General features: G+C 38.0%; 18 protein-coding genes. 4 read left to right on the top strand and 14 right to left on the bottom strand.

All coding sequences use genetic code 11. The features are described 5' to 3' along the window. Window positions 1-22 precede the first annotated feature (22 nt). The 7 genes from sspA to zapE all read right to left on the bottom strand — a co-directional run bounded on the left by sspA (window position 23) and on the right by zapE (window position 5,901). Window positions 23-646 carry a stringent starvation protein SspA gene (gene sspA, locus KO505_RS14600; RefSeq protein ID WP_216056194.1) on the bottom strand — a complete coding sequence of 208 codons (624 nt, stop codon included), beginning with the start codon at window positions 644-646 and terminating at the stop codon, window positions 23-25. A 122-nt stretch (window positions 647-768) separates the two neighbouring features. Further along, entirely contained in the window at window positions 769-1,527 is a 759-nt protein-coding gene (locus KO505_RS14605) for a cytochrome c1 (RefSeq protein ID WP_216056195.1), read from the bottom strand. After that, a complete protein-coding gene (locus tag KO505_RS14610; RefSeq protein WP_216056196.1) occupies window positions 1,527-2,795 on the bottom strand; it encodes a cytochrome bc complex cytochrome b subunit in 1,269 nt (422 codons plus the stop codon). Before KO505_RS14610 ends, KO505_RS14605 begins: the two co-directional genes overlap by 1 nt. Next, entirely contained in the window at window positions 2,795-3,391 is a 597-nt protein-coding gene (gene petA, locus KO505_RS14615; RefSeq protein ID WP_216056197.1) for a ubiquinol-cytochrome c reductase iron-sulfur subunit, read from the bottom strand. The genes KO505_RS14610 and petA overlap by 1 nt, the downstream gene beginning before the upstream one ends. A gap of 263 nt (window positions 3,392-3,654) precedes the next feature. Beyond that, the gene (gene rpsI, locus KO505_RS14620) at window positions 3,655-4,047 is read right to left on the bottom strand and encodes a 30S ribosomal protein S9 (protein WP_216056198.1); all 393 of its coding nucleotides are present in this window, start codon (window positions 4,045-4,047) and stop codon (window positions 3,655-3,657) included. 11 nt (window positions 4,048-4,058) lie between these two features. Further along, window positions 4,059-4,487 (bottom strand): 50S ribosomal protein L13, encoded by a 429-nt coding sequence (gene rplM, locus KO505_RS14625; RefSeq protein WP_216056199.1) that lies wholly within the window; start codon window positions 4,485-4,487, stop codon window positions 4,059-4,061. A 298-nt stretch (window positions 4,488-4,785) separates the two neighbouring features. After that, on the bottom strand, window positions 4,786-5,901 hold the full coding sequence (zapE, locus tag KO505_RS14630) for a cell division protein ZapE (RefSeq protein ID WP_216056200.1): 1,116 nt from the start codon (window positions 5,899-5,901) through the stop codon (window positions 4,786-4,788). Window positions 5,902-6,119: 218 nt separating this feature from the next. On the opposite strand from zapE, the gene KO505_RS14635 reads away from it, so the two are divergent. From KO505_RS14635 to KO505_RS14645, 3 genes are all read left to right on the top strand, one after another. Beyond that, the gene (locus KO505_RS14635) at window positions 6,120-6,557 is read left to right on the top strand and encodes a ZapG family protein (RefSeq protein ID WP_216056201.1); all 438 of its coding nucleotides are present in this window, start codon (window positions 6,120-6,122) and stop codon (window positions 6,555-6,557) included. Between the two features lie 129 nt (window positions 6,558-6,686). Further along, window positions 6,687-8,069, top strand: a complete 1,383-nt coding sequence (locus tag KO505_RS14640) for a DegQ family serine endoprotease (RefSeq protein WP_216056202.1) — start codon at window positions 6,687-6,689, stop codon at window positions 8,067-8,069. Window positions 8,070-8,181: 112 nt separating this feature from the next. Beyond that, window positions 8,182-9,252 carry a trypsin-like peptidase domain-containing protein gene (locus tag KO505_RS14645; protein WP_315947559.1) on the top strand — a complete coding sequence of 357 codons (1,071 nt, stop codon included), beginning with the start codon at window positions 8,182-8,184 and terminating at the stop codon, window positions 9,250-9,252. 43 nt (window positions 9,253-9,295) lie between these two features. Here the strand turns inward: KO505_RS14645 and murA are convergent, their stop codons facing one another. Genes murA through mlaF form a run of 7 tightly spaced genes read right to left on the bottom strand, consistent with a single transcriptional unit; the run spans window position 9,296 to window position 13,857 of the window. Then, window positions 9,296-10,555, bottom strand: coding sequence for a UDP-N-acetylglucosamine 1-carboxyvinyltransferase (murA, locus tag KO505_RS14650; RefSeq protein WP_216056203.1), 1,260 nt, complete (start codon window positions 10,553-10,555; stop codon window positions 9,296-9,298). Between the two features lie 16 nt (window positions 10,556-10,571). Then, a complete protein-coding gene (locus tag KO505_RS14655) occupies window positions 10,572-10,829 on the bottom strand; it encodes a BolA family protein (RefSeq protein ID WP_216056204.1) in 258 nt (85 codons plus the stop codon). Window positions 10,830-10,853: 24 nt separating this feature from the next. After that, entirely contained in the window at window positions 10,854-11,138 is a 285-nt protein-coding gene (locus tag KO505_RS14660; protein WP_216056205.1) for a lipid asymmetry maintenance protein MlaB, read from the bottom strand. Window positions 11,139-11,144: 6 nt separating this feature from the next. Next, window positions 11,145-11,783 carry a phospholipid-binding protein MlaC gene (locus KO505_RS14665; protein WP_216056206.1) on the bottom strand — a complete coding sequence of 213 codons (639 nt, stop codon included), beginning with the start codon at window positions 11,781-11,783 and terminating at the stop codon, window positions 11,145-11,147. Beyond that, the gene (gene mlaD / locus KO505_RS14670; protein WP_216056207.1) at window positions 11,780-12,247 is read right to left on the bottom strand and encodes an outer membrane lipid asymmetry maintenance protein MlaD; all 468 of its coding nucleotides are present in this window, start codon (window positions 12,245-12,247) and stop codon (window positions 11,780-11,782) included. Before mlaD ends, KO505_RS14665 begins: the two co-directional genes overlap by 4 nt. Before the next feature lie 13 nt (window positions 12,248-12,260). Next, entirely contained in the window at window positions 12,261-13,037 is a 777-nt protein-coding gene (mlaE, locus tag KO505_RS14675) for a lipid asymmetry maintenance ABC transporter permease subunit MlaE (RefSeq protein WP_216056208.1), read from the bottom strand. Window position 13,038: 1 nt separating this feature from the next. Next, the gene (gene mlaF / locus KO505_RS14680; protein ID WP_216056209.1) at window positions 13,039-13,857 is read right to left on the bottom strand and encodes a phospholipid ABC transporter ATP-binding protein MlaF; all 819 of its coding nucleotides are present in this window, start codon (window positions 13,855-13,857) and stop codon (window positions 13,039-13,041) included. Window positions 13,858-14,105: 248 nt separating this feature from the next. Between mlaF and KO505_RS14685 the strand changes: the two genes are divergently transcribed. Beyond that, window positions 14,106-15,065, top strand: a complete 960-nt coding sequence (locus KO505_RS14685) for a calcium/sodium antiporter (RefSeq protein WP_216056210.1) — start codon at window positions 14,106-14,108, stop codon at window positions 15,063-15,065. The last annotated feature ends 12 nt before the right edge of the window (window positions 15,066-15,077 follow it).

Raw genomic sequence — 15,077 nt, forward strand, 5'->3', positions numbered from 1 at the left:
AATCGTCTCTGACATAATATACTTAGTATGTTGCGTGGATATCTTTCTCAAGGTCAGTTAATGACGCTTGGAATGATTCACGTTCAAATACACGTAACATGTATGTTTTTATTTCTTTAGAAGCTGCACCATCTAGCTCGATACCCCAAGCAGGTAAACGCCATAACAGTGGAGCTAAATAACAATCTACTAAGCTAAACTCATCACTCATGAAGTATGGCTGCTCTGCAAATACTGGAGCAATAGAAAGTATGCTTTCTTTTAGCTCTTGTCTTGCTTCTTCATCACCAGCTTCAATTTTACGAGTTAATGAATACCAATCATTTTCAATGCGGTCCATCATTAGACGACAACGACCACGAGCGACTGGATAAACAGGCATCAGTGGTGGGTGAGGAAAACGCTCATCTAAATATTCATTAATAATGTTTGCTCTATACAACCCTAATTCACGATCAATTAATGTTGGTACGTTACCATAAGGATTAACTTCGTATAGATCTTCTGGCAGGTTATCAGGCGTAACATAATTAATATCAACATTTACTCCTTTTTCCGCCAATACAATACGTACTTGATGACTGTACATATCGTTAGCACCTGAAAATAAGGTCATTACCGCTCTTTTGTTTGCCGAAACCGCCATTTACTTCTCCGAAATCTTGAATCAAAAAAGGGGTTGAATACCCCTTTATTTAATGAGTGCAGTATACAGTCAACGGAAACATCTAGCTAGGATTACCTCCGTTAACTGACATATTGTTTAAACTATTTTACGTCTTTCCAGAACTCTTTCTTAAGTAGTACTGCTAAAACAAAAAATATTAAACAATATAATAATGCCTTCCAACCTAAGCTTTCACGCTCAAGGATCATTGGCTCACCAACATAAACCATGAAATTAGTAATATCTAACGCCGCACGGTCATATTCATCTACGCTCAACTCACCAGAGCCATCAACTACTATTTTTTCACCTAAAGAAACACGTTGAAGTTGGCCATCAATTAGCTGCTCTTCGAAATGTTCTTCTTTATGTGGAATACCTTGTAACTCTTGTAATACGTGAGGCATACCAACGTCTTTAAACACGGTATTGTTCACGCCAAATGGACGAGAAGGGTCAACATAAAAAGATTTTAAGTAACTATAAATCCAATCAGGGCCTCTTAGACGTGCTTCTAGAGTTAAATCAGGAGGCGCAGCACCAAACCACTTAGCTGCATCTTTCGCAGGCATCGCATTTTTAATATGTGAACCTACTTTAGTGTCCTTTGTAAATATAAGGTTATCTAAACCAACATTAAGCGGAATACCTAAATCATTAAACGTACGCTCATAACGTTGATATTGCATCTGATGACAACCTAAACAGTAGTTCATAAACAACTTAGCGCCGCGTTGTAAAGACGCTTTATCTGTTTGGTCAATGTCTGCTTGATACGGTAAAGCACCTCCACCTGCAGCAAATGCTGTCGATGAAACTAAACCAACAAATAATCCAAATGTATAAAGTAACTTTTTCATTATTTAGTGATCCTATCTGGCAATGGTTTAGTATTTTCATTTTTGCTGTAAATCCACAATGCAGCGAAGAAAGCAAAATATAAAATAGTAAATAATGGCGCTAATATTTCAGATGTTGGTGTTGCTGGAGTACCACCAAAGTAACCTAAAACAACAAATGAAATTGCAAATATCCACAAGTTTAATTTATGTAAGCCACAACGGTAACGAACCGAACGAACTTTACCACGGTCAATCCAAGGCAATAACGCTAATAAGATGATTGCACCAAACATAGCAATAACACCCATCAACTTATGTGGTACCGCTTTTAATATTGCGTAGAATGGAGTGAAGTACCATACAGGGAATACATGCTCAGGTGTTTTTAACGGGTTAGCCGTTTCAAAGTTAGGGTGTTCTATGAATTTGCCATAAAAATCTGGATTAAAGAACATCACGTAACAGAATAAGAAAATAAACACACCAAATGCCATTAAGTCTTTCAACACCATATGTGGGAAGAAAGGCACAACATCATCTAGAATATCTTTCTTGGATGTATAGTACTCATGGAATTCAAACTTAGTTTTATCTTCTTCCGCAACCGTACCTTTTTTACGTTTAACGTCAACGCCATCAGGGTTATTTGACCCAACTTCATGTAAAGCCACAATATGTAAGAAAACTAAGATTACGATAACTAACGGTAATGCTATAACGTGTAGAGCAAAGAAGCGGTTCAACGTTGCTCCAGATACTACATAGTCACCACGAATCCATAACGCTAAATCTTCACCAACAAATGGTATTGCACCAAACAAAGAGATAATTACCTGAGCGCCCCAATAAGACATTTGTCCCCAAGGTAATAAATACCCCATGAAGGCTTCAGCCATTAAAGCTAGATAGATAAACATACCAAATAACCATAATAACTCACGAGGCTTTTGGTAAGAGCCGTACATCATACCGCGGAACATATGTAGATAAACGACAACAAAGAATGCTGAAGCACCCGTTGAGTGCATGTAGCGAATAACCCAACCGTATTCAACATCACGCATTATGTATTCAACAGAGGCGAAAGCTCCATCAGCTGATGGTACGTAGCTCATCGTTAACCAAACACCTGTTAAGATTTGATTTACTAATACAATAGTGGCCAAAAAACCAAATACATACCAAAAGTTCATATTCTTTGGAGCAGGATATTGTGCCATGTGCATGTTATACACACGGGTCATTGGGATGCGAGCATCAATCCAATCGATAATATTTTTAAACATTACGCAGCTCCTTTTTCATCTTCACCAATTAATATGGTGGTATCGTCAATATAATAATAAGGAGGTATTTGTAAGTTTAGACCTGCAGGAACACCACTAAATACACGACCAGCAAGATCGAATTTAGAACCGTGACAAGGACAAAAGAATCCAGAATTTACACCTTCAACTATTTCTTCATACCCTTCAGAGAAGTATGTAGGAGAACAACCTAGATGAGTACAGATACCAACGGCTACTAGAATTTCATCTCGTGAAGAACGAAAGTTATTTTTTGCATAGCTTGGTTGTTGTTTTTCTTCTGAAGATTTTGGGTCTAATAACTTATCTTCTATTTGACCAAGTTGCTCAAGCATTTCAGGAGTACGATATACAACCCAAACAGGTTTGCCGCGCCATTCAACTCGAATTAGTTGACCAGGTTCAAGCTTGGTAATATCTACTTCAACTGGAGCCCCTGCCGATTTAGCTCTGGCACTTGGGTTCCATGATGCAATGAAAGGTACTGCCACCGCTACTGCTCCTGCACCACCAACGACTGTGGTAGCTGCAGTGAGGAAACGACGACGACTATTGTCTACAGGCGCATTGCTCATCCAATATTCTCCGCGATTAAGGATTAATAAGCGTGTAAGAATCACTAAGACTTCGTAACGAACTCTTACATTTTTGTTATTGTAGAGGATTCTACCGAAAAAGCCCTATACAAAACAAGGCAATATACTCATTAAGAATTAAAAAAGTGATAATTAACAGTTCCCTGCATCAACTTGCTTAATAATTGATGCATTGACGCTCTTTTTAAGAGCAAAAAAAAAGCCCGCAATGCGGACTTCTTTGAAACAGTTGTAAAACAGAATTAACGTTTTGAGAACTGAGGACGTTTACGTGCTTTATGTAAACCAACTTTCTTACGTTCAACTTTACGAGCATCACGAGTAACATAACCCGCTTTACGTAGAGCCGGACGAAGTGATTCATCATATTGCATTAATGCACGCGTAATACCGTGACGGATTGCGCCAGCTTGACCAGTAGTACCACCACCAGTAACAGTGATGTATAGGTCAAATTTCTCTAAAAGATCAACTAACTCTAAAGGTTGACGAACAACCATACGGCCAGTTTCACGACTAAAGAAGTCTTCAATTGTACGTTTGTTAATTACAATGTTGCCTGTACCTGGACGTAAAAATACACGAGCAGTAGAGCTCTTACGACGACCAGTTCCATAATATTGAGTATCAGCCATGTTTATGCTCCTTAAATATCTAATACTTGAGGTTGCTGAGCAGCATGTGAATGCTCTGCACCTTTGTACACTTTAAGTTTACGGAACATTGCACGCCCTAATGGACCGCGCGGCAACATGCCTTTAACTGCTTTTTCGATGATCATTTCAGGTTTTTTAGCCTGTAAGTCATCAAAGTTTATTTCCTTGATACCACCTGGGTAACCAGAGTGTGAGTAGTAAATTTTGCCTTGGCCTTTGTTGCCAGTAACAGTTACTTTCTCAGCATTGATAACGATGATGTAGTCACCAGTATCCATGTGCGGAGTATACTCAGGTTTATGCTTACCACGTAAACGTAGTGCAATTTCTGTTGCGATACGACCAAGAGTTTTGCCCTCAGCGTCCACAACGTACCAATCACGAGTGATTGTTGATGGTGTTGCAGTAAAGGTTTTCATTATATGAACCTAACAATAAAATAAGTTTAAGCCAGTAGTTTGTATCAGTTGATATCAAACCACCCCAATTCATTCGCACCCCTTCGAGTGCTTAACCAATCGCAGGCTAATGCAATAGGTTAGTAACGGTGGGTAGGCGCGGCATTATACAGGTTTGATTAGAAAGATCATCTAAAAATTGTACAAAAGTTTAATAAAGAATATTTCCGCCAATTGCCATGCCCAACCACGACAATTTTAAAGTCGAAGTGAGCAAGGCAATAGAAGGATTCAATCGTTTTCTATACAGTTATTTTGGTTAAGGAATATGAGGTTCAGCAAGATACTCATGACTTTGCATCTCTTGTAAACGGCTAATACAGCGTTTAAATTCAAATGATAAAGTCCCATCACTGTATAATTGTTCTAACGGCACATCAGCGGTAATAATAAGTTTAACATTACGCTCATAAAACTCATCAACCATTGCAATAAAACGACGCGCAGCATCATCATTTTCACGGCTCATTTGTTTAACATTGGATAATAAAACCGAGTGATAAATACGGCTAATCTCCATGTAGTCCAGCTGTGAGCGAGCACTTTCACAAATCGCGTCAAAGTTAAACCAAACCACACCATCTGCAACTTCCCTAGTTGCAATGGACCGCCCTTCTATTTCTATCGACGTATTCTGTAAACCAGGTTCAGGTGCTAACTGTTGAAAATAAGAATGTATGTTACGGTCTGCTTGTTCATCACAAGGTGAATGATAAATTTCTGCTTTTTCTAAAGCTCTTAATCGATAATCAACACCAGAGTCTACATTAACCACATCACAATGTTTTTTAAGAAGAGCGATTGCAGGTAAAAAACGTGCACGTTGTAATCCATTTTTATATAAATCATCAGGGACTATGTTTGATGTTGTCACAAACACGACACCTAGTTTAAACAGCTCATCTAATAATGTGCCTAAGATCATCGCATCCGTAATGTCCGAAACAAAAAACTCATCAAAGCAGATGATTGAAGTATTTGCCGCAAAAATCTTAGCGACTTGCTTAAGGGGATCTTCCACACCATTAAGTTTATTCATTTCATCGTGCACTTTATGCATAAAACGATGAAAATGAATTCTTAGTTTTTTTTCGGTAGGCAAACAATCAAAAAAAGTATCCACCAAATACGTTTTACCACGACCAACACCTCCCCAAAAATATATACCTTGCACATTCGATGTAGCATTTTGTTTTTTGTTGAACAACTTACTTATAAAAGAAGGTTTCAAATTTGAGGCATTAATAAAGTCATCGTACAAACGCTGTAAATTTTTAACGGCATTTTCTTGAGCTTCATCATATTGAAAATCAGGCTTCAGTAGATCTTTTTGATATTGCTGTAACGGTGTTAAATTATTTAGCGTGCTGGACATAGTTCACTATTTAAATTGAAAAAAAAGGCCTTATAGACAGATAATAGCATGACCATAGTACGCACCCAATTACCAATTAATCTTTTAGATAACTTTAATTTCAATTAATTGAATTTGTTATTGGGTAACAGGTCAAGGATGATTTATGCTTAGCAGAGGTATTGAGATAAACATCTCTATTCATCTTATTCTGTCTTTTATATTTTTGAGGAATTTTTATGCAAATTGCAATTGATATTATCGTTTTTGCTTTAGGTCTTATTGCAGGTATTGGCATTATGATTATTAAAATCAGAATGACATCCGGTTCACCACAAACCAAACAAGAGTTGAATAATTGCCAACAGGAAAACGCCCAGCTGAAACAGAACTGGCAAGACAATTTAGCCGCATTTCGATCGGTAGCAACAAATTTGCATGAGATGTCACAGCATATTGATAATCAAATAGAAGATGCTGAACAATTGCTGAAAGACGATAAACAAACACCTGCGTTCCCTTTTTTCTCAAAAGAAGCGACCCATATATTAACTAACGCTAATAGGAAACCGAGAGATAAATCAAACCTTGATAATCAACCTTTAGATTATTCAGGCTCTGCTTCAGGTGTATTTAAAGGGTCAATTAACACACCAATTAACGAAGATCGTACTTGAGTTTTAAGGCAGTGAAATCCCGAACATTTCATTGCCTGTAATTTAAAAGAAGTAACAAAATGTAAACCTGCTGAACTAAATTTAATTCAATCTGTCTGTTCCAATAACATTTTAAGGAGTACGAAAAAAATGACAGTTTCTGTTAAATCTCAAATCATAAAATTAACTTCAATCTCAGCTATCGTATTAGCAAGCTTAACGTTATCCCCTCTTGCTAATGCAGCATTTCCATTTTCAACATTAAAACAGGAAGTTCCTTCACTAGCACCTATGTTAGAAGAAGTAACACCTGCAGTAGTAACCATCGCCGTAGAAGGAAATAAAGAAGTAAAAGCGAGCATGGACCCGTTCCAATATTTTTTTGGTAACCGCCGCGGTGCGCCACAAACACAAGAGCGTCCTTTCAAAGGGATGGGTTCAGGCGTGATTATTGATAAAGACAAAGGTTATGTTGTTACTAATTACCATGTAATAAATGATGCTGATGAAATCATTGTTAAACTGAAGGACGGTCGTGAATTTGTCGCTAAAAAGTTAGGCGGTGATAAAGACAGTGATATCGCTGTGTTAAAAATTGATCCTGACAATCTGGCTGAAATAACCATCGCTAATTCGGATAAAGCCAAAGTCGGTGACTTTGTTGTTGCTATCGGTAATCCGTTTGGTTTAGGTCAAACCGTTACATCTGGGATAATAAGTGCTAAAGGCCGATCGGGATTAATGGGACCTAATCAAGGACTAGAAGATTTTATCCAAACTGATGCTGCGATAAATAGTGGAAATTCAGGTGGTGCCCTAGTAAACCTAAAAGGTGAGCTTGTTGGTATCAATACCGCGATAATAGCGCCAAGTGGCGGTAATGTAGGTATTGGCTTTGCAATACCATCTGTAATGATGAACAATCTTATGGAGCAAATCATTGAGTTTGGTGAAGTAAAACGTGGTGTACTAGGTATTTCAGGTTCCAATTTTGATGCTGAGATGGCCAAATCATTTGGAGTTGAAGTCGCGCAAGGGGCATTTGTAGCTGAAGTAGTTGCCGATTCGTCTGCCGATAAAGGTGGTCTAAAAATGGGTGATATCATCACTCATGTCGATGGTAATAAAATTAAATCTTTTGATGAGTTACGAAGTAAAGTTGCTTCTAAAGGGGCTGGTAAAAAAGTTGAACTAACCGCTATTCGTGATGGTGATGAAGTAAATCTTACTGTTACGTTAGGGTCAGCTGATAAACCGGCAATCACGGCCGAAAATATTCATCCATCTTTGAAAGGAGCAAAACTAGCTAATGGTAAAACTCAACGTGGTGAAGATGGAATTGAAGTTACTGAGTTAAATGAACGTTCACCTGCCGCTATGTTAGGCTTAGAAAAAGGCGATGTTATTGTAGCGGTTAATCGTACACGTTTAACAAGTGTTGCAGCTCTACGCGATATGTTATCTGAAGCCAAAGGTGTATTGGCATTAAATGTAGTAAGAGGAAACAGTTCTCTATATATATTAATAAGATAAATAGAAATTAAACTAATAAGAACCTACAATGACCTCATTGTAGGTTTTTTTATACCTAAATTTTATCGCCCCCTAATCGGTAAAGTAATTTCAACTAACTTCTGGATTTCATGTGAGTTTCAAAATCAGACATATTTTTAATGCTATCGCCTACGGGTTAGCCGTCGCTATGCTAGTCATCATTTTAACCCCATCTTTGCGTAATAACTTAGGGTTGAACAAGTTCACTGATAACGTTATTCGTCCAGACGCTATGTCTTTTGCTTTTGCCGTGCAACAAGCAGCGCCTTCGGTGGTTAATGTTTATTCAGTAACGCTTAGCAAAAATACATTGGGTGAACAGCAAAACTTAAATGACCTTGGTTCTGGTGTAATCATGACCAGCGAAGGTCATATTCTAACTAATTACCATGTGGTCGATAATGCTGAACTTATCATGGTTTTACTGCAGGATGGACGACAATTTAATGCCGAAGTAATAGGCTTAGATCAAGTCACTGACCTCGCATTACTAAAAATTGATGCCAACAATCTTCCTGCAATCCCCCAAGATCCAGATTTAGAAGCCCAAGTTGGTGACATTGTATTAGCTATTGGTAACCCATTAAATTTGGGACAAACTATCACGCAAGGCATTATTAGTGCGACTGGACAAAAAGGCTTATCGAGCAGCAAGTCCAGTCACAGTGATTTTATTCAAATGGATGCAGCTATCAATTTAGGCAACTCTGGAGGTGCGTTAGTCAATTCAAGAGGCATGTTGGTTGGTATTAATACCGCAAAAGCCCAACGAGGCATTCAAGGTATATTTTTCGCCATCCCTTATAAATTAGCCAAGCATATTACTGACCGTCTTTTAGCAGATGGCGAAGTCACACGTGGATATCTTGGTTTAGGCGGTACACCAATCAATCAAGCAGGCGTTTCAGTTAAAAGTTCAGTGGAATCTATTGCCGGTATTAAAATTACGGATGTCGATCCGTTTGGACCCGCATGGACAGGTGGATTACGTTCAGGTGATATTATGTTGGCTATAAATGGCAAACAACTTGTTAGCGTTCAAGAGCTGTTAAACATAATTGAAAGGACCACGCCAGGTGATTACCTGCAAATTAGCTTTTCCAGAAACCGAGTTATTATTAACAAAGACGTTCAGGTGGGTAAATTAGAAATCGGCAATTAAATTGCCGATTTTATTATAGGGGACAGATTAAACTACGAGAGTTTTAATCATCAACTCTTGTGATCTTCGCTCCGAGACCTACAAGTTTCTTTTCAATATTCTCGTATCCACGATCGATATGGAATACTTCATCTAGCTGAGTTACGCCTTTTGCGACAAGTCCAGCAATGACTAAACTCGCAGATGCTCTTAGGTCAGTAGAAACAACTTGAGCACCCATCAAATTACTCTTCTCTGGGCATATAGCAGTGTTACCCTCTAATTGTATATTAGCCCCCATTCGGCGAAGCTCTGGAACATGCATAAAACGGTTTTCAAAAATCGTTTCTGTAATAGTGCCTACCCCATTAGCCACAACATTCAACATAGTGAACTGAGCTTGCATGTCGGTAGGGAATCCAGGATGAGGTAAGGTTTTGATATTGACAGCTTTAAGCTCTCTTCCACGCATATCAATGTGTATTGAGTTGTCATCCCACTCAATTAGCGCATTAGCATCACGTAGTTTCTCAATTACTGGTTCAACTAGGTGATAGTCCGTGTTTAAACACGTTACTTCGCCCCCCGTCACCGCTGCAGCGACTAAAAAAGTGCCCGTTTCTATTCGGTCAGGCATTATTGCATGTTCACAACCATGCAATGTTTCAACACCTTCAATTTCAATGTTGTTACTACCTGCACCGGAAACTTTTGCGCCCATTTTATTTAAACAATTGGCTAAATCTACAATCTCAGGTTCACGTGCTGCGTTCTCAATAATGGTTGTACCTTCAGCTAATGCTGCAGCCATCATTAAATTTTCTGTCGCGCCAACACTTATGGTACTCATATAAATACGATTACCTTTTAATCGGCCTTCAACCTTAGCGTTTACATAACCAGCTTCAACGGTAATTTTAGCACCTAGTTTTTTTAACCCATCAATATGTAAATCAACAGGGCGTGCACCAATAGCGCAACCACCAGGCAGTGAAACTTCGGCATGACCAAAACGAGCCAATAAAGGCCCCAAAACTAGAATTGACGCTCTCATACGATTTACTAAATCATATGGTGCAACTGTAGAATTGATAGTACCTGCGTTTATCACTACTGTATTTTCAGTAGATGAAACCTGAGTACCAAATTGCTCTAAAAGCTGACAAGTAATACCAATATCCCGTAATTTAGGGACATTAGTATAAGTGCACTCTTCAGCCGTGAGAATTGAACTAATTAAGATAGGTAGCGCCGCATTTTTAGCGCCTGAAATAATGACCGAGCCAGATAAAGCTTGGCCACCTTCTATAAGCAATTTTTCCATAATCTCTTATTATTGGTTAGGAAAGAAGTTGTAGTTTTTTGTCACGAGCCCAAGCTTTTGGTGTATATGCTTTTACACTTACAGCATGCATACTGCCGTCAGCTATATAACCAGAAAGGGGTTTTAAAACTAATTGTTGCTGTTTTACGCGAGATAGGTCTTCAAAACAACCCCCAACAGCGGTTATTTGAAAATGAGAACCATCTGATTTAACCATGACTTCGTCAAGATTTAATTCAGCGGTTAGTTTTTCTTCAATTTCCCTTAATTCCATTGCTTACCCAAAATTTACTAATTACTATTCTTTTAAGGGTAATAATCCTAGCACATTGCTGATCTCTGCCAAAGCAATTAATTGAGCGGGGGGGTGAGTTAATACAACATTTAATTGAGCATTTTGATAATGCGCGACTAATTTAAGTATAAAAGCAACGCCAGCGGTATCCACTGACGTCACTTTGTTAAGATCAATTGTCACATCAGCAGTCATAGACTGAAAATTAAATAGTGCATCATCAACAAGGCTGAATCTGTCAATAGCTCCTACAATGTTGACTTTATTATTAGCAAATATTAATTTCATTGATGATTAACCAAGTGACTTTACTAAAATTGGTTTAGCTGATTTTTCTAACAACAATTGAGTAACTGACTCGATACCTTGTTGACGAATTAAACCTTGTAGCTCTTTAGTTTTACTACTTAATACACTAATACCTTCAGCAACCATATCGTAAGCGGCCCATTCACCTTCTTTATTCTTTCTTAAAATAAATTCGATTCTAATGTCCGGTTTACCTTCATCTAATACTCTTACTTTTACTTGAGCACGACGTTTACCATCAATATCCGTTGCAGGTTCAAACACAACTTGCTGATCTTTATATAGCGTTAAAATACCCGCATACGTTGCTATTAAATACTCTCTAAAAGCTTCATAAAACTCAGCTCTTTGAGCTTTAGTACTATTTTTATAATAAGGGCCTAATACTTTTGCGGCCGCAAATTTATAATTAATTGAAGGCGCTAACTCTTCAGCAACAACCACTCTAAGTTGCTCGGGATCTTGCTGTATGACACTTTGCTCACGTGCAATACGGTCAAATAACTCTTGAGCCACAACTTGAACAAGTTTAAATGGGTCTTCTTTAATAGTTTCAGCACTTGCGTTACTACTAAAAATCAATGTGGCTAATAATAATCCGATATTTAATATTTTAGTATTCATTCATTACCCTGACTAAATAAAAATTGACCAATTAATTCCTCTAATACTAAAGCGGACTTAGTATCTTCAATGAAATCGCCCTCACCTAGAATTCCAACCGTTTCATCAATGAAACCAGGTTCTAAACCTAAATATTGCTCACCAAGTAACCCTGAAGTTAATATAGATAAAGAACTCGTATCTGGAAAATTATTATATTTTGCATCAATGGCTAATTTGGCAACCGGTGCGTAATCTTCCGTATCCAATTTAATCTCTTCAACACGACCTATTACAACGCCACCAACCTTTATGGATGAGCGAACTTTTAATCCACCAATGTTTTGAAATTTTGCATATAAGTTATATGTTTCACCAGAGCCTGACATCCCTGAACTTGCCACATTTAGTGCTAAGAACATCAACGCCGCAATACCTAAAGCAACAAAGAACCCGACTAATAACTCAACTTTTTTTGATATCATTTTTTTCTCCTACCTATCCGCCAAACATAAGGGCGGTTAGTACAAAATCCAATCCTAAAACGGCTAACGATGATTGAACAACCGTTTGTGTTGTTGCCTGACTAATACCTTCTGAAGTTGGTATCGCGTCATACCCCCTAAAAATTGCAATCCAAGTAACAACGATTGCAAAAACAAAGCTTTTAATAATACCATTTAAGATATCACCTTCGAATTGAACGCTAGCCTGCATTATTGACCAAAAACTTCCATGGTCGACACCTAACCATTCAACACCGACTAAATGACCACCTAATAAACCAACTGAAGAAAATAAGATAGCTAAGATTGGCATACTAAACACACCGGCCCAAAACCTTGGTGCTACCACTCTTCGTAGTGGATCCACCGCCATCATTTCCAAACTTGTCAATTGTTCTGTTGCTTTCATCAAGCCGATTTCAGCGGTTAATGCCGAACCAGCTCTACCTGCGAATAATAATGCGGTGACAACTGGTCCTAATTCTCTTAATAAGGATAACGACACCATTTGACCTAAACTGTCTTCAGCGCCGTAATCTACTAATACAGTGTACCCTTGTAATGCCAGCACCATGCCAATAAACAACCCAGACACTACTATAATAACGAGTGAAAGAACCCCTATAACATAAACTTGTTGAACAAAAAGAGGAAAACCTTTTACAAGGTTTGGTTTGGCAACGATAGCCCCAATCAGCATAAAGGTTGCTCTACCAATTGCTGTAAAACGTTCTATGGTATTTCTACCTAAATTTTGAATCCAATCCATATTAACCCTGCATTAAATCTTGAGAAATTGATGGCGCAGGATAATGAAATGGTACGGGCCCATCTGCTAATCCTTTCAAAAATTGCTGTACTAAGGGTGATTCACTTGCAAGTAATTGTTCTTTTGTTCCATGACCAATTACCCTTTTATCTGCAATGATATACATATAATCAGCGATACCCATGACTTCTTTCACATCGTGAGATACTACAATGCTGGTTAAGTTCAATGACGTATTCAAATTTCTTATTAATCGAACTAACACGCCCATTGAAATAGGATCTTGTCCTACAAATGGTTCGTCATACATGATTAACTCAGGATCTAAAGCAATAGAACGAGCTAATGCGGCTCTTCTTGCCATACCACCAGATAATTCATTTGGCATGAGTTGATGTGCACCGCGCAAACCAACCGCTTCCAACTTCATCAAAACCATAGTTCTAATTATATCTTCTGGTAATTTAGTATGCTCTCTAATTGGAAATGCCACGTTATCAAATACATTCATTTCGGTAAAAAGCGCACCGCTTTGAAATAACATGCTCATTTTTTCACGGGCAGAGTACAAACCTTTGCGGCTTAATTGAGGAATGTTTTGTCCTGCAACTATTATATCGCCCGAATCAGGATAAAGCTGGCCGCCGATTAAACGTAACAAGGTCGTTTTACCTATGCCACTTGGGCCCATAATCGCGGTAATTTTGCCTTTTGGAAATACCATAGAAATGTCGTCATAAATCACACGTTCACCGCGAGAAAATGTGACATTCTTTAATTCTACATGTGGTGATTCAAAGTCAGTTTTATCTACATTCATAATAGTTTTATTATATTTCGACCAAATACCCTATGGCTAATGACTTCCGTAATAGTTCAACTATTGTATTGATTAACGTCGGGCATTACTACGACTAAAACGTTAAAAAGTGTAAACGAAAGCAGAATAATATATAAAATCTGTAAAGAATTGATTATATCTAACTATTTCTTTATTTATGTTTTGATTTATCAAACGAGTATCGCCACAATAACGCCATAATTTATTGATAAAGTGATCCCTGATACATGTTAAGTGCAATTATTATTTTAATCCTTTCTTTTGCGGCTTTAGTTTGGAGTGCTGATAAATTTGTCTACGGCGCGTCTGGGTTTGCCAAAAATCTTGGTATTTCACCAATGATAATAGGGTTAACAATTGTCGCCATGGGATCGTCAGCACCTGAAATTATGGTTTCAGCAAACGCTGCTTTAGCGGGGGCAACGGATACTTCAGTAGGTAATGCAATCGGCTCTAATATTACTAACATCCTACTTGTTTTAGGTATCACTACTTTAGTAAGACCTTTAATTGTTTCTTCCAGTACCTTGTATCGTGAAATGCCAATTTTATTAGGTTTCACATTAATTGCTTGGTGGATACTCCATGATAACTATTTATCTTTTAACGAAGGTATATTTTTAACAGCGAGTTTCTTTGGTTTTATTGGCTTTTTAATATTTTTAGCCAAATCTTCAAATGGCGAGCCCGATGCGTTATTAGCAGAATCACAAGAAGAGATCCCAAGTGATTTACCCACTCCTGTTGCACTGGGCTGGGTAATATTTGGCTTAATACTACTGCCATTGAGTTCACACTTTTTAGTAGAGTCAGCTGTCACGATAGCAACCTATTTTGGAATTAGTGAGTTAGTGATTGGGTTAACCATTATTGCATTGGGAACTAGTTTACCGGAATTAGCAGCCAGTGTATCTGGGGTGCTAAAGGGCGAAGACGATTTAGCTATAGGTAACGTTATTGGTTCAAACATATTTAATATACTAGCGGTATTGGGAGTTGGAGCACTGATTAATCCAAGTGCTATTGATCCACAAGCTGCAACTCGTGACACTATGGTTATGATTGGTGCTACGTTAGCGCTATTATTTATGGCTATGAGTTTCACTAAAACAAGACGGATTAACCGATTTGAAGGTGGTTTGTTAGTTGCTGGTTTTGTTGCTTATCAAATCATTCTGTTTATTTAGTTTTAATAAAGG

Source organism: Psychrosphaera sp. F3M07 (assembly GCF_018860345.1).
In the GTDB taxonomy this organism is placed as follows: domain Bacteria; phylum Pseudomonadota; class Gammaproteobacteria; order Enterobacterales; family Alteromonadaceae; genus Psychrosphaera; species Psychrosphaera aquimarina.